21 protein-coding genes are annotated in these 23,459 nt (G+C 59.8%); 14 read left to right on the top strand and 7 right to left on the bottom strand.

Features of this window, described 5'->3' with window-relative positions; all coding sequences use genetic code 11:
- The first annotated feature begins 274 nt into the window (after positions 1-274).
- From BM449_RS15055 to BM449_RS11050, 5 genes are all read left to right on the top strand, one after another.
- Positions 275-949 carry a hypothetical protein gene (locus BM449_RS15055; RefSeq protein ID WP_145536683.1) on the top strand — a complete coding sequence of 225 codons (675 nt, stop codon included), beginning with the start codon at positions 275-277 and terminating at the stop codon, positions 947-949.
- Between the two features lie 543 nt (positions 950-1,492).
- Positions 1,493-2,695 carry a hypothetical protein gene (locus tag BM449_RS15600; RefSeq protein WP_071801260.1) on the top strand — a complete coding sequence of 401 codons (1,203 nt, stop codon included), beginning with the start codon at positions 1,493-1,495 and terminating at the stop codon, positions 2,693-2,695.
- A gap of 843 nt (positions 2,696-3,538) precedes the next feature.
- On the top strand, positions 3,539-3,859 hold the full coding sequence (locus BM449_RS15050; protein ID WP_145536680.1) for a hypothetical protein: 321 nt from the start codon (positions 3,539-3,541) through the stop codon (positions 3,857-3,859).
- A 524-nt stretch (positions 3,860-4,383) separates the two neighbouring features.
- Entirely contained in the window at positions 4,384-4,653 is a 270-nt protein-coding gene (locus BM449_RS15045) for a hypothetical protein (protein WP_162922870.1), read from the top strand.
- 97 nt (positions 4,654-4,750) lie between these two features.
- Complete coding sequence (locus BM449_RS11050; protein WP_311134042.1) at positions 4,751-5,527, top strand: DUF6544 family protein; 777 nt, start codon at positions 4,751-4,753, stop codon at positions 5,525-5,527.
- Positions 5,528-5,843: 316 nt separating this feature from the next.
- Here BM449_RS11050 and BM449_RS11045 read toward each other — a convergent pair whose 3' ends face one another.
- The gene (locus BM449_RS11045; RefSeq protein WP_071801258.1) at positions 5,844-6,038 is read right to left on the bottom strand and encodes a hypothetical protein; all 195 of its coding nucleotides are present in this window, start codon (positions 6,036-6,038) and stop codon (positions 5,844-5,846) included.
- Between the two features lie 49 nt (positions 6,039-6,087).
- On the opposite strand from BM449_RS11045, the gene BM449_RS11040 reads away from it, so the two are divergent.
- Positions 6,088-6,639: a CAP domain-containing protein gene (locus BM449_RS11040; RefSeq protein ID WP_145536672.1), complete on the top strand. Its 552-nt coding sequence runs from the start codon at positions 6,088-6,090 to the stop codon at positions 6,637-6,639.
- A 251-nt stretch (positions 6,640-6,890) separates the two neighbouring features.
- Positions 6,891-8,054, top strand: a complete 1,164-nt coding sequence (locus BM449_RS11035; RefSeq protein WP_071801256.1) for an FAD-dependent oxidoreductase — start codon at positions 6,891-6,893, stop codon at positions 8,052-8,054.
- 1,121 nt (positions 8,055-9,175) lie between these two features.
- On the opposite strand, the gene BM449_RS11025 is transcribed toward BM449_RS11035, so the two are convergent.
- The 4 genes from BM449_RS11025 to BM449_RS11010 are packed head-to-tail and all read right to left on the bottom strand — an operon-like array spanning position 9,176 to position 14,730.
- On the bottom strand, positions 9,176-10,297 hold the full coding sequence (locus tag BM449_RS11025) for an ABC transporter permease (protein ID WP_071801255.1): 1,122 nt from the start codon (positions 10,295-10,297) through the stop codon (positions 9,176-9,178).
- Positions 10,298-10,300: 3 nt separating this feature from the next.
- Positions 10,301-13,060 carry a ribosome-associated ATPase/putative transporter RbbA gene (gene rbbA / locus BM449_RS11020; protein WP_071801254.1) on the bottom strand — a complete coding sequence of 920 codons (2,760 nt, stop codon included), beginning with the start codon at positions 13,058-13,060 and terminating at the stop codon, positions 10,301-10,303.
- On the bottom strand, positions 13,024-14,211 hold the full coding sequence (locus BM449_RS11015) for an HlyD family efflux transporter periplasmic adaptor subunit (RefSeq protein ID WP_205526823.1): 1,188 nt from the start codon (positions 14,209-14,211) through the stop codon (positions 13,024-13,026). Before BM449_RS11015 ends, rbbA begins: the two co-directional genes overlap by 37 nt.
- 60 nt (positions 14,212-14,271) lie before the next feature.
- Positions 14,272-14,730 carry a hypothetical protein gene (locus tag BM449_RS11010; protein ID WP_071801253.1) on the bottom strand — a complete coding sequence of 153 codons (459 nt, stop codon included), beginning with the start codon at positions 14,728-14,730 and terminating at the stop codon, positions 14,272-14,274.
- A gap of 22 nt (positions 14,731-14,752) precedes the next feature.
- Here BM449_RS11010 and ruvA point away from each other — a divergent pair, with 22 nt between their 5' ends.
- The 4 genes from ruvA to BM449_RS10990 are packed head-to-tail and all read left to right on the top strand — an operon-like array spanning position 14,753 to position 16,495.
- Complete coding sequence (gene ruvA, locus BM449_RS11005) at positions 14,753-15,415, top strand: Holliday junction branch migration protein RuvA (protein WP_071801252.1); 663 nt, start codon at positions 14,753-14,755, stop codon at positions 15,413-15,415.
- Between the two features lie 53 nt (positions 15,416-15,468).
- A complete protein-coding gene (rpsO, locus tag BM449_RS11000) occupies positions 15,469-15,738 on the top strand; it encodes a 30S ribosomal protein S15 (protein WP_071801251.1) in 270 nt (89 codons plus the stop codon).
- 8 nt (positions 15,739-15,746) lie between these two features.
- Positions 15,747-16,199, top strand: coding sequence for a PAM68 family protein (locus BM449_RS10995; RefSeq protein WP_071801250.1), 453 nt, complete (start codon positions 15,747-15,749; stop codon positions 16,197-16,199).
- 50 nt (positions 16,200-16,249) lie between these two features.
- A complete protein-coding gene (locus BM449_RS10990; RefSeq protein ID WP_071801249.1) occupies positions 16,250-16,495 on the top strand; it encodes a GlsB/YeaQ/YmgE family stress response membrane protein in 246 nt (81 codons plus the stop codon).
- 12 nt (positions 16,496-16,507) lie between these two features.
- Here BM449_RS10990 and BM449_RS10985 read toward each other — a convergent pair whose 3' ends face one another.
- A complete protein-coding gene (locus BM449_RS10985; protein ID WP_071801248.1) occupies positions 16,508-17,050 on the bottom strand; it encodes a hypothetical protein in 543 nt (180 codons plus the stop codon).
- Between the two features lie 576 nt (positions 17,051-17,626).
- Here BM449_RS10985 and BM449_RS10980 point away from each other — a divergent pair.
- The 3 genes from BM449_RS10980 (at position 17,627) to BM449_RS15455 (ending at position 19,392) form a co-directional block, all read left to right on the top strand.
- Complete coding sequence (locus BM449_RS10980; RefSeq protein ID WP_071801247.1) at positions 17,627-17,974, top strand: hypothetical protein; 348 nt, start codon at positions 17,627-17,629, stop codon at positions 17,972-17,974.
- 76 nt (positions 17,975-18,050) lie between these two features.
- Positions 18,051-18,788, top strand: a complete 738-nt coding sequence (locus BM449_RS10975) for a fructokinase (RefSeq protein WP_145536669.1) — start codon at positions 18,051-18,053, stop codon at positions 18,786-18,788.
- A gap of 256 nt (positions 18,789-19,044) precedes the next feature.
- The gene (locus BM449_RS15455) at positions 19,045-19,392 is read left to right on the top strand and encodes a CsbD family protein (RefSeq protein WP_233830675.1); all 348 of its coding nucleotides are present in this window, start codon (positions 19,045-19,047) and stop codon (positions 19,390-19,392) included.
- Positions 19,393-19,846: 454 nt separating this feature from the next.
- Here BM449_RS15455 and BM449_RS10965 read toward each other — a convergent pair whose 3' ends face one another.
- Positions 19,847-23,404, bottom strand: a complete 3,558-nt coding sequence (locus BM449_RS10965; protein WP_071801245.1) for a DNA polymerase III subunit alpha — start codon at positions 23,402-23,404, stop codon at positions 19,847-19,849.
- Between the last annotated feature and the right edge of the window lie 55 nt (positions 23,405-23,459).

Here is a 23,459-nt window from a genome sequence, read left to right as displayed (position 1 = left end):
GCTGGAGCCGACACCGTCTGCTAGCCGAACGTCGTTCGGTAGAACGGCGGTGCGGCTCAGCTCCGTCATTAGATGCACCAACAGAAACAAGTTTAAGCAGGGATAGGGGCAGACCGTTCCACTGCTAGCGTTTCCGAAGTTAAGGAGCAGGGTGACAAGGCTAGAAACCTTACACCTTGAATTAGAGGAGATAGATCGAGGATCCTCTAGTGCCAGTTTCAGGCTGTTTGCGCTTGTCTATTTTTGCCTGCTACTATTTGTATTGAGCCAAGTAATGAGCTGGGCTATCTACTTGGTTGCCTGTATGTTGCTAGCGCCTGCAATTAGTTGGATATTTAACAATGCTTGGGAGCCTCAGCAAAAACGAAATAAAAAGAGATCTAAGATATGTAGCGAGATTTCTCGTCTTCGGAGAAATATTGACCATGTTTTTCAAAAATATGACGCAAGGGAAAAGGGCGAGACGTTTAAGAAAGCATATTCCTTGCAAGGCCGAAGTCAGAAAGATCTTGAAGAAGCGCTTGCAGTCGGAATGTTTCACGAAAAACGGGAAGTATTTGTTGCCGCATTCATGCGTAATGGAATTGCAGTCAGGATAACGGCCTCGATTGGCTCGCCGTATAAATGCTCTGCATCCGATAATCCTAAGAAATGGAGTTTTTACTTGAGCAAGCTAAGATGCACCGAGCTCCGTCAATATCACAATCATCCAGTTCATAATGGGTCTACTAAACCATCATTGACAGACATAAGAACTTCAGGAATGATTCAGAACCTTCTTGGGGCTCAGTCAAACAAACTCAAAAGCCTGATAATCTTCTGGAATCCTCATCAAGAGTGGAAGCTACTTGAGTATGCAGCGAATGGCAAATATTGGATGAGTCATGAATTTGATGCTTCAAACGAATGCGAAGCCCATCCGTCTGGTCAACTTTCTCTAGAGTTATAACGCAGAGGGACATCTAACATCAAGATCCAGCGGAGGGGGGCTAGGAGGAGCTGATGCCGCAAAAGTCACTACCCCCCGCTGATCTTGAGCGTTAGATGCACGAGTGAGCTTCCTGAGCAGGCGGGAACGTAGAGGTGCTGCCCTGGCAGCCACGGCGTGAATGGGATGTATAATCACGATCAGATCAACTAGCTGACATGAAGAGAAAGACGGAAGGTCGCAATCAAAAGAAGCACTTGAGTGAAACGAAAGCGACTTCAGCCAGCATTAATAGCATAAAATTAGTTTTCTAATGTCATGGAATTACTGCTGAGTATTCTAATTGCTGTAGTCATATATTATTTGCTTCGAAAATTGTCGCGGTCACAAAGATCACACGCCCCAGTGGCGAAAGAGATCGCAGACAAAGTTAATCGAAGTACATTAGCCAAAGAAGTATTCAATCCTGCACAAAGGTCAATACCTGCACATGCATCTAGGCCAACACCTGTACCTAGCCCTTGTCCAACACCTGCACCAGTTGCATCTGTGACAGCGGCACCGGTGACACAGGTCGAGCAGGAACACCTGCCAGTCCCGACCCTTTCAACCACTTCTCTGGCGAAGGGTGAGATCCCGCTGAGCGAGCTCTGGCAACAGATGCTGGCGGCCCTGGAGCTGCCTTCAGCACGCATGTTGCTCTCCCAGCAGGCCGAGCTGGTGCGGCTGGATGGTCAACGGGCCGTGGTGCGGGTGGCGACCACCTGGATGGCGATGGTGCAGAGCCGTCTTCCCCTGCTGGAGAAGGCGGTGGCCACGACCCTGGGGAGCCCCCGCCAGCTTGTTCTGGAGGAGGCCAATCCGGCAACCATGGCCGTCCCAGCGGTCCCCATTGCTGCCCAGCCCCTTGCCGAGTCCAGCAACCCAATTCCTTCCCCTGAAAAACAAGCGTGGAATGGAGCTGACCCGGTCTTGCCTATCCCGAACTTGAAGGGTGGTAACACTACCAGGCGTAGCAATACATCGAGACACCCAACATTCAATACGGGAATAGCTGAGCTTGATGGGCCAGGGATGTATCAGCGCCTGACAGGATGTGGGCCAAGCGGCCATGTGCTTTACCTACTGTATTCCGACCAGCACAGTGCGTACAAGGTTGGAGTAAGAGAGCCTGAAAAACTCGGAGATAGGATCAAGGCAATTAGAGAGAGTGTTCCTGATGTTAAACTTGTGGGAACCGCAGTATTTACGTCAAGACAAAAAGCATTTGACAAAGAGCAAGAAGTTTTTGAGAAATATAAGAATTACAAGTACCATGGAATTACGGGGAGATACGCTGGAATTCATGAATGGATCAAGGTTAGACCATCTGGCAAGCCCTACTTTACTGCTCCCGAAAAAGTAGAAAATAAGTTTCAAGAAGATACTCATAGGCCTGCACAGTCATTAGAAAGACCAGACAAATACACCATTTACTTATTGTATTCCAGAGATAAAGATGCCTATCTAGCCAATTGGTGCTCAACAGCCAACCTCGAAGAAAAAATTAAAAAAGCCAAAAGAACAGCCCACGATGCTGCCCTTTTGGCAAGATTTAAGATCGAGGAGTCGCACAAGGCTAGAGAAATTACAAAAAAAATGAATGAGGAAGCTGGCACCTATATTCAAAATGGCAGGCGTGACGTTATGGACTGGTGCCACAATCCCCCTTATCTAGGGGCATTTGAAAACTGGGATAAGGATGGCATTAGAGTGGATACAAAATAGATCATCTAACTCACTAGTGCCACCGCATTGGCTTGCTTCATGTGTTAATTGTTTCACTGAGAGATGTAGCTTTTGGCTGCGCTGATGTAATCACTTCTTATGGTTGTTATTGTCAAGAATTGCGCGCCCAAGACCAATCATGAGAACTTGTTTTTTCAAATCAGCCCTAAACGGCATAGCTAGCATCCTCGGGGTGGAAGCCACTCACCATGGCCGGGTGTGCTCCAGTGCCGGCGGTGGGGGCCGATAGATGTTGAAGCTTGAGGGAGGGCCTCACAGCCTATGCTGTTCTGCATTAATGTCACTATCCTGATTTCATAATCACGGATATTTATCTCGTCGCAATCCAATACGCTTAGAGCCCGAATGGGTCAAGCATTAAACGCGGAATTGGCCAGTCAATGATTCATACTCTGTGCGATGTCTTTGACTTTGTCTATTATCTTTTCCACGATCAGAGTCCAGAAAAGAAGATTCAAAAGTCAATTGACCGAGAGATTGAGGCAGGTATTCTTAAGGGCACCTCGAAAAATACCGGTTTACCCTGGAAGCACCGATTGAGACTCATGTCCTCGCTGGCGTCGGCCTTGGCCAACGGTCGCGGCAAGGCCAATTTTTCGTGGTGCACTTAAGCTGGCATGGGATGACTTTAACGTCTTCGTCAGATTTGGTTAGTGCCATTGCTCAAGTTTCGGCATCTAACATCAAGATCCAGCGGGCGGGAGCGCTGAAGGCTGTTAAAGCTGCAAGAATCCTCCCCGCCGCTGATCTTGAGCGTTATCCGCACAGGCTTAACCAACACCCGCCCACCGAGGCATCCTATCTATTGCACACTGAAGACCCATGACGCGTACGCTCGCTGCTATCACTATTTTACTGTTTTCAGCGCCTGCAGTGGCTATTCCTTTAGAAAAAGCTGCTTCACTTCTCGCTCAAGAGGAGCTGGTAAGAGGTGAGGCACAGTACGCACTTGAGGTTAACGGTGACAGACGGGCTGCTTGTCGCCTTTATCGGCAAGCGTACCAACTTGGAGGCGATGCCTATTCAGCATACCCCTCAGAGCAAACTGCAACTGTGCAGTATAAATCGGTGTTTGCCCTGAAAGAGAACTGCTCCGATTTGTATCCAGAGTTTCAGAAGAATCATCCGCTTCCAGTACGATGAGACTGCTCTCTTTCCCAAGACTGTCTATGATCAGACACTCCTGTCAATGTATTCAGCCGCAGAGAACAAGAGTCTGATCAAGCTTTTTTAATAAGGCATTGCAAAGAAGTTCCTCGCTATGAAGGGACGTATAACAAGCCCCTTGTGTGGACAGGCGCCAACCATCTTGCTGTGCAACCTAGGCTCCTAGCCTGCCACTCAGGGGCAGTATTAGCCAGACATAGGACATGGACGAAGAGGAGATTTGGAGATTCACAATCCTGGCCAGTGCCGTCGACCACAGTTGGCGGGCAATGGAGAAGACGCTGGAAAGCGAGTGGGTACTACCAGCTCTCACGCTCACTTACGGCTTCATCGATAACATGGCTTATCTAGCTGCAGACGAAACAGAAAGTAGGGTTCGCCCAAGATTTGAACGTTGGGTTTCTGACTGGATGCTTTCGCGTGGGAGGCTGAATTGTAAAGCGTGCGATCTCTATGGGGCCCGATGTGCTGTACTTCACACATGGTCGGCCGAGTCATCCATGAGCGAGAAGGGGGAGGCAAAACATATTCTTTACTACTATGGAAACGCAGACTCCGCGCCATTACATGAGCTAGCTCGCCGACACCCTGGTCTGTATATTGTTGTTCAGTTGGATACCTTAATCGCGGAGACGAAGCAGGCCGGAGTCAGCTTTATTGGTAGCTTGGATACCAATGAAAAGCTTCGTGAAAGGGTTCTCAGCAAGGTCGATAAACTCTATGTGTCACCAGCCACATGGCTCAATCCTGGAATTGGCACAGACTCATGAGCTGGCTAACATCCAGATCCAGAAGGCGGGATTAGGGCCTGATCCTCATCAGCAAAAGCACTTGCCCGCTTCTGATCTGGAGCGTCAGCCGTACTAAATGCCAAGTCCTATCAAAGGCCATGTCATGCGACACGACAGAAGGCTCGAGGAACTCTGGAGCAGTGCTGCACCAAGCGAGCATGTGTTTGATCCGAATTCAGTCAGCTCGCTACCTCCTGTCGCCCAGAGATACCTGAAGCATGCCCTTGCCCCCGGTGCGAAGTGCAGCACCTGCGCAAGGCTGAGCATGACCGGCACGATCAAGCTCAAGCCAGGTTGGTGCAAGTTTGAAGCTGAACAGGTGCTGCGCTGGGACCGCGGTTTCGTATGGGCGGCAACGGCCAAAGTGAACGGGCTTCCCGTGACCGGATTTGATCGGCTGGTGGATGGAGTGGGGGCCATGCGCTGGAAATTGCTGGGGCTTTTTCCTGTCATCAAGGCCGATGGCGCAGAGATCGCCCGCGCGGCCGCAGGCCGCCTCCATGCGGAGGCCATCTGGCTTCCGGCCGCTCTGCTTGATAAGGAGGTCAGCTGGGTCGACCGGGGCAGTGACCATACCGTCGCGATTTTCGATGCCCATGGTGAGCATGCCGAGCTCGACCTTGAAGTTTCCCCAGCAGGCGCGCTTTTGAGTTGCTGCCTCTCGCGCTGGGGCGATAGGAACACGGGTGTTTTCGCCTACCACCCATTCGGCGGAGCGGCTGAGCAGGAACAATCCTTTGCAGGCGTGACCATTCCCATCCGTCTTCGTGTTGGCTGGCTGTTCGGTACGCCCGCCTTCGAAAGCGAAGGCGAGTTCTTTCGCTGCACTCTCCATTCAGTCCAATACCGCTGAGGAAGCGTCACTCCTATGGGGCGAACATGGGTACGCCTGGGATAGGAGTGCGCTTGGTTGGCGCTGAACCTCCAACGCCGAACATCTCATGCCCCCTGGTCAGCTGAACAACGTGGTGGGACTACACACTTAGCTGGACTGGACTCTCTCGCCATCTGCAGGCGGCTCAGTGCTCTGTTCGGGTGGTCAACCGACCGAATCCTCAGACCCGCCGGCAAGGGGGGAAGGACGACTGCATCGACGCCGTGGCCAAGTGAGCAATGGAACGGCGAAAACGTCACTCGGTGTGATCGAAACCACCACTCAACGAGCAGATTTAATTTTTTATCTCCCGTAACGTTTCTTCATCCTCCTCGTCAACGGTCTGAGCGATGACTGCGGCCAAAGCGTCATCGGGATGGTCTCTGTCTTCACTGATTTGGCGCGGTCCTGGCGGCATCAGCGGCGCCTGCAGGTTCTGGAAGCCAGCCAGACGCGCTGAGATCACGAGCCAGCAGCCCACAGTGAGCACCGCGCCTTCACCCTTGCGATTTCGCTTGCTTCTTCGCGGCCTGTGGGCAGTGGTTCCTGTCCTGGCGTTACTGAGGGCTCCCCCGGCTCTGGCCAGCCGTCCTGCAGGCACTGGTTCAACCTCCAATCGCTCTGCTGGCCGTCTCAACCACTTCTCCAGCCTGCACCTGAGCCAACTCACCCCCACGACAGCGGCCTCGATCAACGATCCCTTGGTGAACCTGATCAACGGCGCCCGCGCCGGCAAGGGACGCGCTCCGCTGCAGCTCTTGCCCGTCGCCTTGGTGGCCGCCAATATCGCCTACGCCCAATCCGTGCTGCGGCAGCTGATCGCCACCAAGACCTGCGACCACAACCTGCCGGCCTGGCAGGCGTTCCAGGCCAGCTCTACCGGCTCTCGGATGCGCCCCATGAGCGAGGTTCTGGGCTGCCCGGAGGCAAGGGGCCGTTGGAACCCTGAGCGTTTGCTCAGCCGCTGGCTCGGCTCGCCCCTTCACAACGACATTCTTCTGAATCGCCCCCGCAACAGCCATGCCGCCTGTGTGCAGCTGAGCGAGGCTGGCCGCATCGGCGTCCTCTGCAGTTTCTGGGTGGCCCAGTGAGCACAGGCCACAGTTGAACTCCCCATGGTCAGCAGGAGTGGATCGGCCCTGGACTCTGAGGGGATCAGGGTCAAACGTGTTTTGGGGCGGCCCCTGACTACCCCTGTGAACCGGTGATCGGTGTCCAAGGAACAAAGAGAACCCCACAGATTCTTCTCACGTTCTTCGTACTCCGCTTGGCCGTCAGCAGGCTCACGCCCCCAGCAGCGAATGCGCGATCCTGATGTTCAACGAGCAGGGCGCTGAGGCCTATGGCGTCGCGCCGTCAGTTCCTGCTTGGATCCACGGCACTGGCAAGCTCCGTCCTGGCCGGGGCCTGGAGACCCGTCACTGCGGCACCCGCTCTGGAAGGGTCGCTTCTGCCAACAGACTTCACCGCTGCGGCGCCAGACCTTGCTCCCGAGCGCATCGCGCGGCGCCTGGTGGGTCTGAGGCCCTTCCGGCCGATGGGTGTACGGATTGAGGTGGAAGCGATCGGCGACACGACGCTGATTCATCACTATGGGCACGGCGGCTCTGGCGTCACCCTGTCCTGGGGGACGGCCCGGCAGGCGGTGGATTTGGTCCTGGCAGCGCCAGGCCGGGGGGCGGTGGCCGTGCTCGGTGGAGGGGCGGTAGGCCTGGCGACGGCATGGCTGCTGCGCGAGCGGGGCCGCCCAGTGCGGGTGTACGCCGAGCGCTTCTCCCCAGCGACGACATCTGATGTGGCGGCGGCCCGCTGGTTCCCCTCCCAGCTGCTCGATACCGAGTTCCGCACACCAGAGATTGAGGCCAACCTGGTCAAAGCGCTGCTGTTCTCGCATCAGCGCTTCCGGCGACTGATCGGCAGAGGCTATGGCGTGGACTTGATCCCACACATCCGTCTGGGCCTGCGGCCGCCCTCACCTGGCTGGGTCGACGCGCTGCTGGCCGATCTGATCCCACCGCCTGAGAACGTCTCGGATCGCGACCTGCCTTTTCAGGCGCCCTATGTGGGGGCCGTGCCGGGGATGTTGATCGACATGCCGATCTACATGCGGGCCATGAAGCGCGATCTCCGCCGCATGGGCGTTGTGTTTCTGCAACGCCGCTTCGAGGCTCCAGCGCAGATTGCGGCTCTGCCGGAATCGGTGGTGGTGAACTGCACCGGGCTGGGTAGCGCCACGCTGTTTGGTGCTAACGAACTGGTGCCGATCAAGGGCCAGTTGACGATGCTCCCCCCCGACCCCCACTTGCGCTACACGCTCTCGGCCGGATCTCTGTATTTACATCCACGCTCCGAGGGAATCCTGCTGGGGGGTACCTACTCCCATGGCGACGCCACGACCAGCTTCGACACAGAAGCAGAAAAGCGGATCCTGGCGGGTTTCGCCGAGCTCTATGCCTTGCCCCCTGGGCCGCGATCGGCCACACCCGCAGCAAGAGGCCAAGCCTGAACAGCTACCAGGCTCTGAAGTGCAGGATGATTGCTGCCGAAGTACATCGTTGGCTTTGGGTGAAGGAGCTTGACGTCAGACAGCGCTCACTGGCCGCTCCGGCTTGTAAGTGCCCCACGTTGTTCAACGAGCCTCAACGATCGGATGCCGGTGCTGGCATCCTCTCCAGCAATAGCTCCAGCTTGCGATCCTGCTCACGAAGCACTCCCAGGAAGCCGGCAGCGGTCAGAGCCCCCTCTCAGGAAACGTACCAGTACCCCTGAAAGTTACCGCTTTGGAGATCTGCCGACACACCGTGCCCATGGGTACGAGCAGGCGCGTTAAGAGTATCCACAACGCTGGGGCTGATAGATTAGTTGCTGGCATCAACAAGAAGTGGTGTGGATCAACCCGCCACCACCAGAATTGGCCAAGGAAACAGCTACGTTGGCCATGGCCGCTTGATCACCTGCAGGCGCATCATCTTTCCTGGCAGTCACCGCCGCCTTCGACAGCGAAGGCGAGTTCTTTCGCTGCACTCTCCATTCAGTCCAATACCGCTGAGGCAGTGATGGATCGCGGTACAGGGCGTCTAGTGGGAATCGCAGCAATCGTCTTTCCAATCCTCCACTCCATCACCGATGGTATGGAATGGCTCCAGGGTGGCTTTTCAGCCTTGCAACTCTGGCTGAACTATCTAGCCTTCCTACCGATGCCAGCAATAATGCTTGGCCTCTACGCCCTTCAGCGCCCCCAGATTGGCAAGTGGGGACTCATAGGGGCACTCCTTTATGGTTTCGCTTTTGTCTACTTTGCTTTCACTACTCTTTACGCATTGACGGCCCACATTCCCACCTACGAGCAACTCTGGACAAGCCTCGGGTGGGTGTACACAGCGCATGGCGCCGTGATGGTCTATGGAGGTCTTTGCTTTGGCTTCGCTACAGCTCGTTCCTCAGTGTTTCCGTGGTGGACCGCACGCTTGTTCCTGATCGGGATCGTGCTCAATTTTCTGCTAGCTCTCGTCCCAGTTCCCGATCTCCTCCAAACCCTTGGCACGGTGCTGCGAAACGCTGGCCTGGTGGGGATGGGTTGGGCAGTCGTAAATCGCCGCTCTGGTAACGGCGAACCACCTTCCCCACTCAAGCCATCGCCGTAATCGAGCTGCGGAAGCGTGCATGGGCCACGCCGAAGAAGACCGAACCGATCAGCAGCAGGGCGAGAAACTGGGGCCACACCACCGAGAACGTGGCGCCGCGGAAGAGGATGCCCTGGGCGAGCATCACGAAGTGGGTATTCGGTGCCGCCAGCATCACGGTGCGCACCAGTTCGGGCATGCTCTCGCGTGGGGTGACACCGCCTGAGAGCATCTGCAGTGGCAGCAGCACCATCATCAACAACAGCCCGAACTGGGCCATCGAACGCGCGAAGGTGCCCAGGAAGATCCCCAGCGAGGTGGCGGCAAACAGATACAGCACCGCACCGGTTGCAAACAGCGGCAGCGAGCCGGCCAGCGGCACCCCCAGCCAGCCGCGCACCACGATCAATAAGGAAAGCAAGCCGGCGCTGAGCACCACCAGGCCCATCGACCACACCTTGCTGGCCATGATCTCGAACGGCGTCACCGGCATCACCAGCAGATGCTCGATCGTGCCCCGTTCGCGCTCTCGGATCAGGGCCGCACCGGTGAGCACGATTGAGAGCAGGGTGATGTTGTCGATCACTTTGTTCACGGCCCCGAACCAGGTCTTGGTGAGCTGGGGGTTGAAGCGCATGCGTACCACCAGTTCCGCCGCCGGCAAAGAGCGCTCCTGCGTGCGCTGCGCAAAGGTCTGCACCTCGGTTGCCACGATCGACTGCACATAACCACTGCCGGTGAGGGCCTGGCTCACGCGGGTCGCGTCCACATTGAGCTGAACCGCCGGCGAACGGCCAGCCAGCACATCGCGCTGGAAGCCGGTGGGAATCACCAGGGCGAAGGTGTCGAGCCCTGCATCCATCCGCTCGTCCATCCGCGCCTGCTCAATCAGCTGAGGTGGCAGGAAGTAGGGCGGCTCGAACGCATCAATGATGCGCTCTGAGAGCTGCGAGTGGTCTTCATCCACGATCGCAATCGGGGCTGTGTGCAGCGATTCCGGCAACACCGTGGCCCCCGCATAGACCGACACTGTGAATACAAAGACGATCAGCAGCAGCATGATCGGGTCGCGGGCCAGACTCCACAGCTCCTTGAGGCCCAGCTGGACAACATTGGCGGCGCGCATCGCTCAGGTCTCCTGTTTCTTGAGCAAAAGAACGGACAACCCCAGCAGCACCGGCACAGCCAGCAGCAGTGAGGCGAAGGAGCCAAGCAGATCGCTGAAGCCCAGTCCCTTGAGGTAGGTGCCGGTGGAGATGGTCAGGTCGTGGCTGGTGGGGTAGATCGCCCCGATCACCGCGCCGGCCCCCTGCAACGACGCCACCGGATCAAGCAGCCCGCAGAAAGAGGTTGCCGGCAAGATCGTTAGCACTGCGGTGCCGAACAACGCGGCGATCTGGGTGCGCACCAGGGTCGAGATCAACAGCCCCAGCCCGGTGGCGCAGATCACATAGATCAGGGCGCCGCTGGCCTGGGCCATAACACTGCCTTTGAGGGGTACGGCGAACAGGGTCACCGCCATCAAGGTGAGCAAGACGTAATTCACCATCGCCAGGGCGACGTAGGGCAGTTGCTTGCCAACCAGGAATTCCAGCCGGGTCACGGGGGTGGCATAGAAGTTGACGATCGTGCCCAGCTCCTTTTCGCGCACCACCGAGAGTGCCGCCAGGATCGCCGGGATCAACAGCAGCAGGATCGGAATCGTCGCCGGCACCATCGCCACCAGGCTGAGGATGTCGGGGTTGTAGCGAAAGCGGGTCTCGATGGTCGCTGGTGGGAGCGGCATGGGTTGACCCAACGCCCGCCGAGCCCGGTCCGTCTGCCACTGGCCATGCAGGCCCTGCATGTAGGCGCGCACCGTCTCGGCCCTCGTCGGCATTGATCCATCGATCCAGGCGCCGATCTGCACCGGGTCGCCGCGATCAAGATCACGCCCTAAGCCCGGCGGAAATTCGATCACCACACTCAGCTCCCCCGAGCGCATGCGCCGGTCAAGGTCGCCATCGCCATTCAGCGGCGCATGTTCGATGAAATAGCGCGACCCGGCCAGGTTGAGGGCGTAGTCGCGGCTCGTCGTGGTGTCGTCACGGTCGAGCACGGCATAGGGCAGGTTCTCGACATCCATGCTGATGCCGAAGGCCATCACCACCATCAAGAACAGGCTGCCGAGCACGGCCGTGGTGATGCGGATCGGGTCACGGATCAGTTCCAGGGCCTCACGACGGGTGTAGCTGCCCAGCCGTTGCAGGCTGAATCCTGCCGTTTCCAATGGCGATTGCTCTGTGGTTGCTACAGCCGTGGGGGCCGCAGAACCAGCGGGCTCGGTGGCGCCGCTCGCTTCCTCCAAGTAGCCGATGAAGGCCTCCTCCAGCGTGGCCGCGTCGCGTCGCCTCACCAGGCCGGCGGGGGTGTCGCTTACCAGCACACGGCCGGCATGCATCAGAGAGATGCGGTCGCAGCGCTGGGCTTCGTTGATGAAGTGGGTCGAGAGGAAGATCGTGACGTGGTCGCGGCGCGACAGGTCGATCAGCTTCTGCCAGAAGGTGTCCCTGGCGATCGGATCGACCCCTGAGGTGGGTTCATCAAGGATCAACAATTCGGGCCGGTGCACCAGCGCCACCGCCAGGGACAGCCGCTGCCGCACCCCCAACGGCAGGGCACCGGGCAGTGCGCCCTCGAGACCCTCCAAGCCGAACTGCTGCTGTAGTTCCAGCACACGCCCGGCGATCTCCGCCTCCGGCACCTGGAACAGCCGGGCATGCAGCACCAGGTTCTGGCGCACCGTCAGCTCGCTATACAGCGAGAACGCCTGCGACATGTACCCAACCCGGCGCCGGGTGGTGAGGTCACCCGCGTCCAGGGGCTGGTGGAACAGACGCACCTGGCCGGAGCTAGCCGGCAGCAGACCCGCCAGCATCTTCATCGTCGTTGTTTTGCCACAGCCGTTGGAGCCGAGGAAGCCGAAGATCTCGCCGCGCTCGATGCGCACGTTGACCTGATCCACCGCCAGGAACGCCCCGAAGCGCTTGCTCAGATCAATGGCCTCGATCGCCAGCTGGCCGTCACCCGGCGGCAGCGGTGGCACCGTGACGGGATGGTGCTCCCGGCGCCTCGCCTCGGGCAGCAGGGCAATGAAGACGGCCTCCGCTGTGCTGGCGCCGGTGCGCTGGAGCAGTTCCGCCGGGGTGCCGCTGCTGAGCACGCGGCCGCCGTCCATCGCCACCAGCCAATCGAAGCTGGCGGCCTCGTCCATCGAGGCGGTTGCCACCAGCACGGTCATGGTCGGGTGATCGCAGCGGATGCTGGCGATCAGGTCCCAGAACTGGCGGCGCGAGAGGGGATCAACCCCAGTGGTCGGTTCATCCAGAATCAGCAGGTCCGGGGCATGGATCAGGGCGCAGCACAGCCCGAGTTTCTGCTTCATCCCCCCGGAAAGCTGGCCGGCGGGGCGGGCACCGAAGGCCCCGAGCCCGGTGCGCTCCAGCAAGGCAGCGCTGCGGCTGCGGCGCTCGGCGCGGCCCAAGCCGAACAGGCGCGCGAAAAAATCGACGTTCTCGTTGACCGTGAGCGTGGGGGAGAGGTTGTTCCCCAGGCCCTGGGGCATGTAGGCGATGCGCGGGCATACCTGGCGACGGTGGCGAGGGTTGGCCATGTCGCCGCCGAGGACGCGCACTCGGCCCTGCTGCACCCGGCGGGTTCCGGCCACCAGCGCCAACAGGCTGGATTTTCCCACTCCATCCGGGCCTACCAGGCCGCTGAGGCAGCCGCTGGCCACATCCAGGCTGATGCCGTCCAGGGCGCAGGTTGCGCCGAAGCGCAAGCGCACGTCTTGGAGCTTGATCACTGCTGAGCTCAATCCGGCACCTTCGCCGCCAACCGCGCCGGCCATTGGGCTTTGGGGTCGAGGCGCACGTAGGCCATGCCTGGCAGGCCCGTTTTGACGCTGCGGATGTGGCGTTTCAGCAGGGAGGGATCGATCCGTGCCTTGATCCGAAACGACAGCTTCTGACGCTCAACCGCCGTTTCCACCGTTTTGGGCGTGAACTGGGCCACGTCGGCCACAAAGCTGACCTGTGCCGGGATCACCAGCTGCGGGGCGGCGTCCAGCACCAGGTGAACATCGGCCCCAAGCCGCACCCGTCCGGCCTGGTCGGTGGGCAGAAAGAAGGTCATCGAAACGTCGGAGAGATCGATCATGTTCAGCACCTTCCCTCCCGCGCTCAGTACCTCGCCGGGCTGGGCGACGCGGTACTGCACCCGTCCATCTCGGGGGGCCTTGAGCTGGCTGTCGGTGATGTTCGCTCGGATCTCCTGGATCCTGGCGGCGGCGGCCGCCAGCGCCGATTCCGCTTCAATCACCAGTGAGCCGGCCGTGGTGATCGCAGCGCGGCTCGCCGCCACGGTCGCTTCGGTCGAGGCGACAACCGCATCGGCGCTGGAAGAGACGGTGCGCGCATCGTCACGATCCTCCTCCGACACCGCTCCTTTCAAGAACAGCTGCTCCTGGCGGCGCAGGTGTTGCCGGGCTTCGTTGCGCTGGGAGATCCGTTGTGCCACGACGGCTTCAGCCGCTGTCTGTTCGCTGCGTCGCTGCGCCACGGTGCTGCGGGCCGTGGCGATGGCGTTGTTGGCCTTGTGTCGATCCGCCTGCGCTTCAAGCAGCTGCGCCTCCAGAACGTCGGTGTTCATCTGGGCCAGCACTTGGCCGTAAACGACGAAATCTCCCTCGTCCTTGAACACCTGATCGAGCCGGCCAGCCGTCTTCGTGGCCACATCGATTTCTACCGCTTCGATCCGTCCGTTACTGCTGGCAAAGCCGGCGCCCAGAGGCTCAGGCCGGGAGGCCTGCCAGATGGCGAAGCCGGTGCCGCCACCCACCACCGAGAGGCTGATCAGCAACAGGAGCCATTGGCGCCGGATCATCGTTGGGTTCTCGCTGCGATCGCGCGACCAGGCGAAGGAAGCAGCCGCTGCCTCTTCTCCATAGCCAGGCCGGCGAGCGATGACCGCGAGGGGCTGATTCCGTTGGCGACTCGACACGCAGGCTGATGCCGGCTGCCGCCCGTTGGGCAGGCCAAAAGAACCGCAACCCTGAGACCCTCAGCCCTTCATCGGCAAAGAATCAATCAACCAACCCTGGGCGCCATCGGCCTCACTGGGCCGTGCCAACCGCCAGCTCTGGCCTTTCTCTCCCCGTTGCAGGAACAGCTCGAAAGTGCTGTCGACCCGGTAGGGGGCGTCGGCCAGCCGCCAGTCGAACTGGCCTGTGAGGTGCAGCCCCTTGACCTCGCCGATCGCCACGGTCTCCTGCCCTTCCACCCGCACCCGGCTCACCTGCGGCGGCCCCGGCGGCGGCAGCTCAAGCGCCTGGGCGATGGAGTCTTGGGTCAGGGCAATCTGCAGCTCCAGGGCATCGAGGAGCACCTGGCGGGGTGGCTGGCCAGCAGCCTGGCAGCCGCCCAGGCCGAGCAGAAGCAGCACAAGCGCCACCAGGCTGATCCACGCCCCCACAAACAGTGGTTGCCGGCGGCTGGCGGGAATGGGCGGAGCGGGCAGCATGGGGTGTCGTCAACACAACCCCATGATCGGCTGGCTGCAGGGCACCGTGGCGGAGCAGTGGCAGCAGGGCAATCGCTGTGGCCTGCTGCTCTGCTGCCAGGGCGTGGGCTACGAGGTGCAGCTCACCCGGCGCCAGTGGGATGGCCTGCCCCAGGGCGGCTGCAGCCTGGTGCTCTACATCCACCAATCGATCCGCGACGACGGCTGGACCCTGTTCGGCTTTGTAGCGCGCCACGAGCGTGATCTGTTCCGCCTGCTGGTGGCCGTCAGTGGCGTTGGCCCGCAGATGGCCCTGGCCCTGCTCGGGGCCATGCCCACCGAGGAGCTGGTTCGGGCGATCGTTCAGGCCGACCTGCGCCTGCTCTCCACAGCCCCCGGCGTGGGCAAACGCACTGCTGAGCGCCTGTCTGTTGAGCTGCGCAGCAAGCTGTCCGAGGCCTTCGGAGCCGGCTCCCCGGCAGCGCTGGAGGCACCAGACGCTCCTGGAGCAGCCGGCAGCAGCGCCAACGGCCCGGCCCAAGCCACCCGCGACGACGTGCAGATCACCCTGGCGGCCCTGGGTTACGAGCCGCTTGAAATCAACCGGGCGCTGCGGGCCGTGGGCCAGCAGGGGCTGGAGCCAACACTGGGGGCAGACGCCTGGCTGAAGGAGAGTCTGGTCTGGTTGGCGCAGCAGGCGGCCTGAGGGCAGCCGGGGCGGTAAGTTGTTTCTTTGCACCGACAGGGCTCGACGCCGGCATGCCGCTTAATACCACCAAAAAGCAGGAACTGATCAACGGCCATCAGACCCACGGCACCGACACCGGCTCGGTTGAGGTCCAGGTGGCGATGTTGAGCGCCCGGGTCGTTCAGCTCACCGGCCACCTGCAGCAGAACAAGCACGACTTCTCCTCCCGTCAGGGCCTGCTGAAGATGATCGGGCGCCGCAAGCGGCTGCTCGGCTACCTCCGCGCCCAGAGCGAGGAGCGCTACAGCCAGTTGATCGCCAAGCTCGGCATCCGGGGCTGATCCCCGCCATGGCCGCCAAGCGCAAGCCGCTGCCCTTTAAGCCGCAGGGCCCTCCTGGCAAGCCGGCTTCTGGCAAGGCAGCTTCTGGCAAGCAGAAGGGCGATAAGCCGGCTTCGGGAGGCAACGTGATCCCGAGGGCCGTGGCCAATCGCATGGCCGTGCGCATCGCCATCGCCACCGGGGTGCCCTCGGTTCTGGGCATGGCCGTGTTCGTGGCCAGCTACCTGCTGGTGAGCCGCGGCATCTTCGACATTCCGCCCGTGCTCACCCTGGCCACATCCGGCGGCTGCTTCCTGCTCGGCCTGGTGGGGCTCAGCTACGGAGTGCTTTCGGCCAGCTGGGAGGACAAGCCTGGCAGCACCCTGGGCTTTGAGCAGATCGGCGTCAACATTCCGCGGCTGCGCGCCTCGATCCGGGCCATGGGCCAGGGCAGCGGCAGCAAAACACCTCCGGCGGGCTGAGCCGGGCCAACCATCTAGCCTCAGTTCGATCCATACAGAGGCCGCTGCCCATGAACGTTCTCTGGTTTCTGCTGGTGGGTGTGATCGCCGGCTGGCTGGCGGGGCTTCTGGTGCGCGGCGGTGGCTTCGGCCTGATCGGTGACCTGGTGATCGGCATCATCGGTGCCCTGATCGGTGGCCTGTTCTTCAGCGGTCTGGCCGGTGCCGTCGGCGGTGGCCTGCTGGGCAGCCTGGTGGTGGCCACCCTGGGCGCGGTGATTCTGCTGGTGATCGTGCGCGTGCTCAAGCGCGCCTGAAGGGGCCGCCCGTCAGCTGCAGTCGCCCTTTTTGGTGTAAGTGATAGAGCGATAGCGACCGTTGGTGGTGCGAACCGCCACGCAATGGTTCGTCCTGGGCTGCTTCCAGTAGGTGAAGGTGCTGTCAGCCAGCTTGGTGCCGCCGCGGTAGCTGTAGCCCTTGGAGGTCAGGGTTCGCAGGGCCTGGCACCCGCGCTCACCCACCAGCGAACTGGTGTCAGCCTTCTGATCATCATCCTCGAAACGAACATTTGGATTCTGGACATTGTCGAGACGCACCGAAAGCTGACGTGGCTGGCCATCCTTCCAGCTGAACACCTCATGATCGGATTGGGCCTGGTGCCGCACATTACGGATGCCGGAGTGGGTCCGCACGCTCAGGGCCTGAACACCCGGACCGGAGAAATTGAAAGCGGTGCCGTCATCGAGCGTGATGACATCGGCATCGACATCCCCAGACCTTTTGTGTTTGAAGACGCAGTGTCCATTGAAGGCCTCAAAGCCAGCGCTCATGAGCTTGCAGCGGCCTTGAGCCCTGACCAGCAGCTCAGCCATGGCTGCCGGGGCGAAAGGGGCCGAAAGCTGCGGAGTTTTGACGAAAACGACAAACCATGAGGGAAAGCGGCAATTGGGACAGAGAAGCGCTCTGCTCAGGCGATCCATCCAGCCATCGATCGCGCCAACATTGACCTGGTGGTTGAAGTCAAAGCCAGATCGATTGGGTCTCTCGATTGCTGCCTATCAGCATGAACTGACAGGCATAGTTTGCCAACACCAATTGGACTCCAAGCAAGGGTCCACGCTCGGTGTTGATGATGATTCAATCATGAGTGGGACCTTCGTGAGAAAAAAGGGCTTGATTCATACTACCAATGGCACTGGCGTAGCAGACAGATACACGACCAAAAGCTCAGATACCGCATCACGATACAGAAGATCTTAAGGATTAATACAGGTCAATGGTGATCACTGAGAGATTTTTTGGACAAGCTGAAGAGGCACGTCCTGATAATATGGACCCACTTACATGTAGCTGGTCACAAAGTTAAACCACGGTTCCGGTTCTTCGGGCAGATTTGTCGAGCTACGCCGTTGAGTTGAAATCAACCGATCCAACCTTAGACAGACACCATGAGCAACACGTCTCAGCCGCCCATCAGCAACCAAGCTGACGGGCAAAGCCAAGTGGATGAGCAACTCAAGCAAGCCATCCTCGCCAAAAAGCAGGCACAAATTGAGGCTTGGTCTCACCAGATCGAGACACTCAAACAAACACTGCAAAGCATCTCGTCGGAAGTCCGCAACGAAACCGAGAAGCGAGTGGCGGAGCTAACCGAGGCCCGAGATCAAGCCCATTCGCAGGCAGAGAGGCTGAAACAAGCTACCCAAGCAAACTGGGAAGTACTGCTAATACAGACAGATCACCTCTTCCAAGACTTAGCCACACGATTTCACAATTTTGCGGAAAAAGACAACTAAGACACAAAACCAACTTCAGCCTGATGGCCAATCAGAAGATACTCCTAAATGCATCGTTGATCACGATAATTATTGCTTGCAGCCCTACTCCCTCCATCACCGCAACAACATGATTTCCAACACTTTGCATGGCTCCAGCAGTAATCTTCCCGCCAAGGAGTCAGCTTCCTCAATGAGCGCTACAGATATTCCAGCAGTTGTTGAGTTCTCCGCCGTCTATAGCGCAGCCTGTGCTTCCACCCAAACACCTGCTGGCCTGGTGGAAGCCATGATGCCAATCGTTTCAAAAGCCTCTTGGCTGCTGATCACCAGCAATTCCCTGATTTGCGCAACAGAGGACACAACGCTGACGATGATTCTTGAGCGTTCGATACCGCTTGGGGTTGACATCGCCCTTGACGTGGCCTGGCAACCCAGTTCCTGGGATCTGGAGCCAGGCTCGAAGCCAACGCATGAAATCCTCAGACGATTCCACCACTTGGCCCAAGAAGCAACGTTGATCCACAGCACCCCAGAGGAAGCGGTGGAATTCTTTTCATCTCAGAATCCTTTGATGATTCATCGTTCGCTCTCTCACCAGCCAGGAGTGGTCATCACGGGTCTAGATGGATCTGTTGATTTGTGCCTCGGTGGAAGGACGGGCACCATGGGGACACACATGCTCAGTCATCAAGACAATTTCTTCAAAGCTCTGATTGAGTGCTTTGTTGACAAACCTGAGTTGCTGGGGAATGCGGGTTCGGGTCCGGGCACTGATGCCATGGCCGATCCTGACGGGCTCACGGATGCGTTGCTTGCGGCAGCAACAAAATAGGCAACGTCTCCTCCCTGGCCCTGTTTGGTGCCCCGATCGGAGTCATGGTCTGACGTTCCATGTCTTCAGCGGTGCCTGTCCCAGTTCCAGGGCTGAAACCTGCCTGGAATTGCATAAGCACCGCGACTCATCAATCAATTCAGAACCTGGAGATTTTCAGCTGTTGTCCCTTTCAAGGGATTCTCAGCAGCATTTCCGTGGCCAGCGGCCAGTCTTCTGGCTACCTATGAGGTTGGCCCTTGCAACTGTGGATGCCATGACAACGGACAGGACGCGTCCACTCAGACTGATTCTGTCGGTGATCGTCTTGATCATCTCACTGGTTGTTCAAGCTCCTGCCATGGCCTTGAGCAGCCATCCCGCCAACCTTCCCTTTGCAGCACGATTCATGTCTAAAGATTTAAATGCCACAGCCAAAGATGCCGAAGGCCGGCTTGAAGCAGCCCACGGTGATCTGACCGGTGATACGGGTGAAAAGATCAAGGGACAGGCCAAGCAGGTCCAGGCTTCCGCCATGCAGGCGGGATCCGATCTCAAGCAAGGACTCAAGTCTGCCGTCGGCAAACTCGGTGAAGCCACATCAGACGCTGCAGACAAGATGTGATGACCTGAGCATGAAGGCTTGACCCCTCTTTAACGGAGTGGAACTCAGCTTCAACAGAAACCGACTTCGCTCCAGAGACCTTCCAAACTGGAGTGGCCATTAACCACAAGGGGCACTCCTGTCTCTCCAAGTCTTGGGCTCTTTGACTCAAGACTTGGGGACCAATCAAGATAGGGATAACATAACTAGCCGATCAGCCTCGGCTGGCCATATGCAAGGGCGCTGTGACCATGGAAGGAAGAAGCACCGCCCGTCCAAGGCCTGATGCGTTAGCCCCATTCACCTGTCGCTGCTTAATCAAGCAGTTGGAGCGCAAAGAGACCTTAACCATGGCCAAAGCTATCTGCAGGCGAGAGGCGAATCGCAAGTTCGGCCTTTGATCACAAATACCGGCTTTGACCCCACGTCCAGGCCTTAATCCAGCGACCGGGGACGATCGGATCCCGCCCTCCGTTCAGACCAGCTGCAGCGGTGTGCGCAACCGGGCGGTGAAGGCAGCGGCCGTGAGGGTATGGAGGGCGGCTTCGCCATCGCGCACGCAGAACTGGTGGCCGAGGCGCACATAGCGGGCCTGCTCCTGGTCATGCACCAGCGCCACCACGGGGATGCGCAGGCCGGCGTCGTCCTGGCCGAGGCGGTGCTGCACCAGGCACTCGCGCAGTTGGTGCTGCACGCTGATGTCGGCGGCCTGCTCGGCATCGAGGTCCACCATCAGCAACTGCAGCTCGTCGATGACGCGGCAATCGTCAACGATCAGCTGCACCCGGTCGTCGCGGCGGTCAACAGAGGCCCAGAGCAGCAGGCGGGCATCCACCATCAGGTGGTCAGCCAGGCGGGCATAGGTTTTCGGGAACACCACCGCTTCGGCGCTGCCGCTGAGATCTTCGAGCTGGAGCACGGCCATCCGATCGCCCTTGCGCGTGGTCAGGGGCCGCAGTTCAGCCACCATCGCCACCACACTCACGCGGGCCTTGTCGGCCTGCTCCTCCAGGCTGGCCAGGCCGATCGGGGTGAGCAGCCGCATCGGCCCCGAGAGCTGCTTGAGCGGATGGTCGGAGAGGTAGAAGCCCACCAGCTCCTTCTCCAGTTTCAGCTTCTCGTTGGGGGGGTAATCGGCCACAGGAGCGGCCTTCGGCGCCGTGGCCAGATCGCCACCAGCCGGAGATGACGTTGCTGAAGGAGTTCCTGAATCCGGGGCAGGATCCGCAGCCGCACCGGCGAGCAGATCGAAGAGGTTGCCCTGGCCGCTGGCCCGGTCTTTCGCGCGGGAGGTGGCCCAATCGAGCACCAGATCCAGATCCGCCATCAACTGGGCGCGGTTGCCACCAGCCTCAAGGGCATCGAGCGCCCCGCAGTGGATCAGCGATTCCAGCGCCCGGCGGTTGAGCAGCTGGCCGGGGATGCGGTCGCAGAGGTCGGCCAGGCTCACGAACGGTCCGCCGCTGATGCGGGCTTCCAGCAGCTGGCGGATCGCACCATCGCCGAGGTTGCGCACCGCCGAGAGGCCAAACAGGATGCGCTCACCGGTTGGGGTGAAGTCGATGCCGGAGGCATTGAGGTCGGGCGGCATCACCTCGATGCCCATCGCCTGACAGTTGGCGATATAACGCTGCACCTTGTCGGTGCTGCCGGCATTGACCGTGAGCAGCGCCGCCATGTAGGCGACCGGGAAGTGCGCCTTGAGGTAAGCCGTTTGGTACGTAACCGCGCCGTAGGCGGTGGAATGGCTCTTGTTGAAGCAGTATTCAGCGAACAACACCATCTGCTCAAACAAGGCTTCAGCCACCGTGCCCATCACACCTCGGGAGGTGGCACCCTCCACGAACTGATGGCGGTGTTTCTGCATCTCGGCCACTTTCTTTTTGCCCATCGCCCGGCGCAGCAGGTCGGCTTCACCGAGTGAATAACCAGCCAGATCCTGGGCGATCCGCATGATCTGCTCCTGATACACCATGATCCCGTAGGTTTCCTTCAGGATCGGCTCCAGCGCCGGACAGGCGAACTCAATCGCTTCACGGCCGTGCTTGCGGTTGATGAACTTGGGTATCAGGCCGGCATCGAGCGGGCCCGGCCGATACAACGCCAGGATCGAAGAGATGTCTTCGAGGGAGGAGGGCTTGAGATCGCGCACGATCTGGCGCATGCCGCTCGATTCGAGCTGGAAGATACCTTCGAGATCGCCGCGGGCGAGCAAGGCGAAGGTGGCGTCGTCAAAGGCCGGAAGGGCATCAGGATCGATCCTTTCGCCAGTGTTCTGCTCAACGAGATCAATGGTTTTCTCGATCATGGTGAGGTTGCGCAGACCGAGGAAGTCCATCTTCAGCAGCCCCATCGCCTCCACGTCTTCCATGAAGTATTGGGTGATTACCTGGCCGTCGTTGTTGCGCTGCAGCGGCACCAGTTCATCGAGCGGTTCCGCGGCAATCACCACCCCGGCGGCATGAACACCAAAGGTTTTGTTGGTGCCCTCGATCCGGCGGGCCATATCCACCCAGCGCTGCACCACCGGATCTTTCTCATACTTCTCCCTGAATTCCGGCGCCGGTGAATCGGGGCCGATCATCTCGGCGAGCTTGGCGGGCTTGCCGCGCACCACAGGAATCAACTTGGCGAGGCGGTCGGCATCGCCATAGGGAATGTCGAGCACCCGGGCCACATCCTTGAGCACCGCCTTCGAGGTCATGCGGTTGAAGGTGATGATCTGGGCCACCTTGTCGGCGCCATAGCGCTCCGTCACATACTCGATCACCTCGCTGCGGCGCTCGATGCAGAAGTCGGTGTCGATGTCAGGCATCGACTGGCGCTCCGGGTTGAGGAAGCGCTCGAACAGCAGGCCGTGCTCCACCGGATCCAGCGCCGTGATCCCCAGGGCGTAAGCCACCAGGGAGCCGGCCGCCGAGCCACGCCCGGGCCCCACCGGGATGCCTTGCTCGCGGGCATAGCGGATGTAATCCCAGACCACCAGGAAGTAGGTGGGGAAGCCCATCTGCTCCATCACCTGCAGCTCAAAGGCCAGCCGCTCGCCATACAGAGGCTCGAACGGGTCTGAATCCTGCAAGCCCTGACGCTGGCGCAGGCCCTGCTCGCTCACCTCGCGCAGATAGCTCACCGCCGTATGCCCAGCCGGGATCGGGAAGCGGGGCATCTGCTGACGCCCGAGGATGTCGTAGGCCTCCACTTTGTCTGCCACCACAACGGTGTTGGCGATCGCCCGGGCCACCACCGCAGGCTCGAGATGGTCGGCGAACAGCCGCCCCATCTCCTCCTCACTCTTGATGTATTCGGTGCCCGTATAGCGCAGGCGTTTGACGTCGCTCACCAACTTGCCGGTGAGCACGCAGAGGAGGGCGTCGTGGGCCTCCACGTCGTGGCGGGTGAGGTAGTGGGCGTCATTGGTGGCGATCAGCTCGATGCCCAGCTCGGCAGCGATGCGCACGATCTCGCCGTTGACGATCCGGTCTTCCGGGGAGCCATGGTCCTGGATCTCCAGGTAGAAGTCGTCGCCGAAGAGCTCCTGATAGAAGCGGGCCACATCGCGGGCCACATCCGGGCGACCCTTGAGAATCGCCTGGGGAATCTCACCGCCCAGGCAGGCGGTGGCCACGATCAGTCCCTCGCTGTACTGGCGCAGCAACTGCTTGTCGATGCAGGCGCGCGAAAAGATGCCCCGGCCGCGCATGCCGCGCAGGTGGCTGAGGCTGGTGAGCTTGACAAGATTGCGATAGCCGGTGGCGTTCTTGGCCAGCACCACCAGGTGGTAACGGCGTTCCTTCTTCGGCTGCGGATCATCGATCGAGCCGTTGATCACATACATCTCGTTGCCGATGATCGGCTTGATGCCCGCCTTGGTGCAGAGCTTCAGCAGCTCGATCGCCCCATACATCACACCGTGATCGGTGAGCGCCAGCGCCGGCATACCCAGCTCCAAAGCCCGCTCGACCATCTGCGGCAACTGGCTGGCCCCGTCCAGCAGGCTGTAGTCGCTGTGGTTATGGAGGGGGACGAAGGCCAAGGGCGTTGGGGGCGACAGAAGCGGTTCTGACCAGCTGGACAAAACCCTCTGAACT

The organism is Synechococcus sp. SynAce01 (assembly GCF_001885215.1).
GTDB lineage: Bacteria > Cyanobacteriota > Cyanobacteriia > PCC-6307 > Cyanobiaceae > Regnicoccus > Regnicoccus frigidus.
This window is presented reverse-complemented; position numbering and strand designations above follow the sequence as displayed.

Bases quoted from the DNA above. Each gene is read 5' to 3' on its own strand.
- BM449_RS15455 (WP_233830675.1), top strand. From the start codon at position 19,045: ATGACAACGGACAGGACGCGTCCACTCAGACTGATTCTGTCGGTGATC.
- BM449_RS10990 (WP_071801249.1), top strand. From the start codon at position 16,250: ATGAACGTTCTCTGGTTTCTGCTGGTGGGTGTGATCGCCGGCTGGCTG.
- BM449_RS10980 (WP_071801247.1), top strand. From the start codon at position 17,627: ATGAGCAACACGTCTCAGCCGCCCATCAGCAACCAAGCTGACGGGCAA.
- ruvA (WP_071801252.1), top strand. From the start codon at position 14,753: ATGATCGGCTGGCTGCAGGGCACCGTGGCGGAGCAGTGGCAGCAGGGC.
- BM449_RS11050 (WP_311134042.1), top strand. From the start codon at position 4,751: ATGCCAAGTCCTATCAAAGGCCATGTCATGCGACACGACAGAAGGCTC.
- BM449_RS15045 (WP_162922870.1), top strand. From the start codon at position 4,384: ATGAGCGAGAAGGGGGAGGCAAAACATATTCTTTACTACTATGGAAAC.
- BM449_RS15050 (WP_145536680.1), top strand. From the start codon at position 3,539: ATGACGCGTACGCTCGCTGCTATCACTATTTTACTGTTTTCAGCGCCT.
- BM449_RS11010 (WP_071801253.1), bottom strand. From the start codon at position 14,730: ATGCTGCCCGCTCCGCCCATTCCCGCCAGCCGCCGGCAACCACTGTTT.
- BM449_RS11035 (WP_071801256.1), top strand. From the start codon at position 6,891: ATGGCGTCGCGCCGTCAGTTCCTGCTTGGATCCACGGCACTGGCAAGC.
- BM449_RS10985 (WP_071801248.1), bottom strand. From the start codon at position 17,050: ATGGCTGAGCTGCTGGTCAGGGCTCAAGGCCGCTGCAAGCTCATGAGC.
- BM449_RS15055 (WP_145536683.1), top strand. From the start codon at position 275: ATGAGCTGGGCTATCTACTTGGTTGCCTGTATGTTGCTAGCGCCTGCA.
- BM449_RS10995 (WP_071801250.1), top strand. From the start codon at position 15,747: ATGGCCGCCAAGCGCAAGCCGCTGCCCTTTAAGCCGCAGGGCCCTCCT.
- BM449_RS11025 (WP_071801255.1), bottom strand. From the start codon at position 10,297: ATGCGCGCCGCCAATGTTGTCCAGCTGGGCCTCAAGGAGCTGTGGAGT.
- rbbA (WP_071801254.1), bottom strand. From the start codon at position 13,060: ATGGCCGGCGCGGTTGGCGGCGAAGGTGCCGGATTGAGCTCAGCAGTG.
- rpsO (WP_071801251.1), top strand. From the start codon at position 15,469: ATGCCGCTTAATACCACCAAAAAGCAGGAACTGATCAACGGCCATCAG.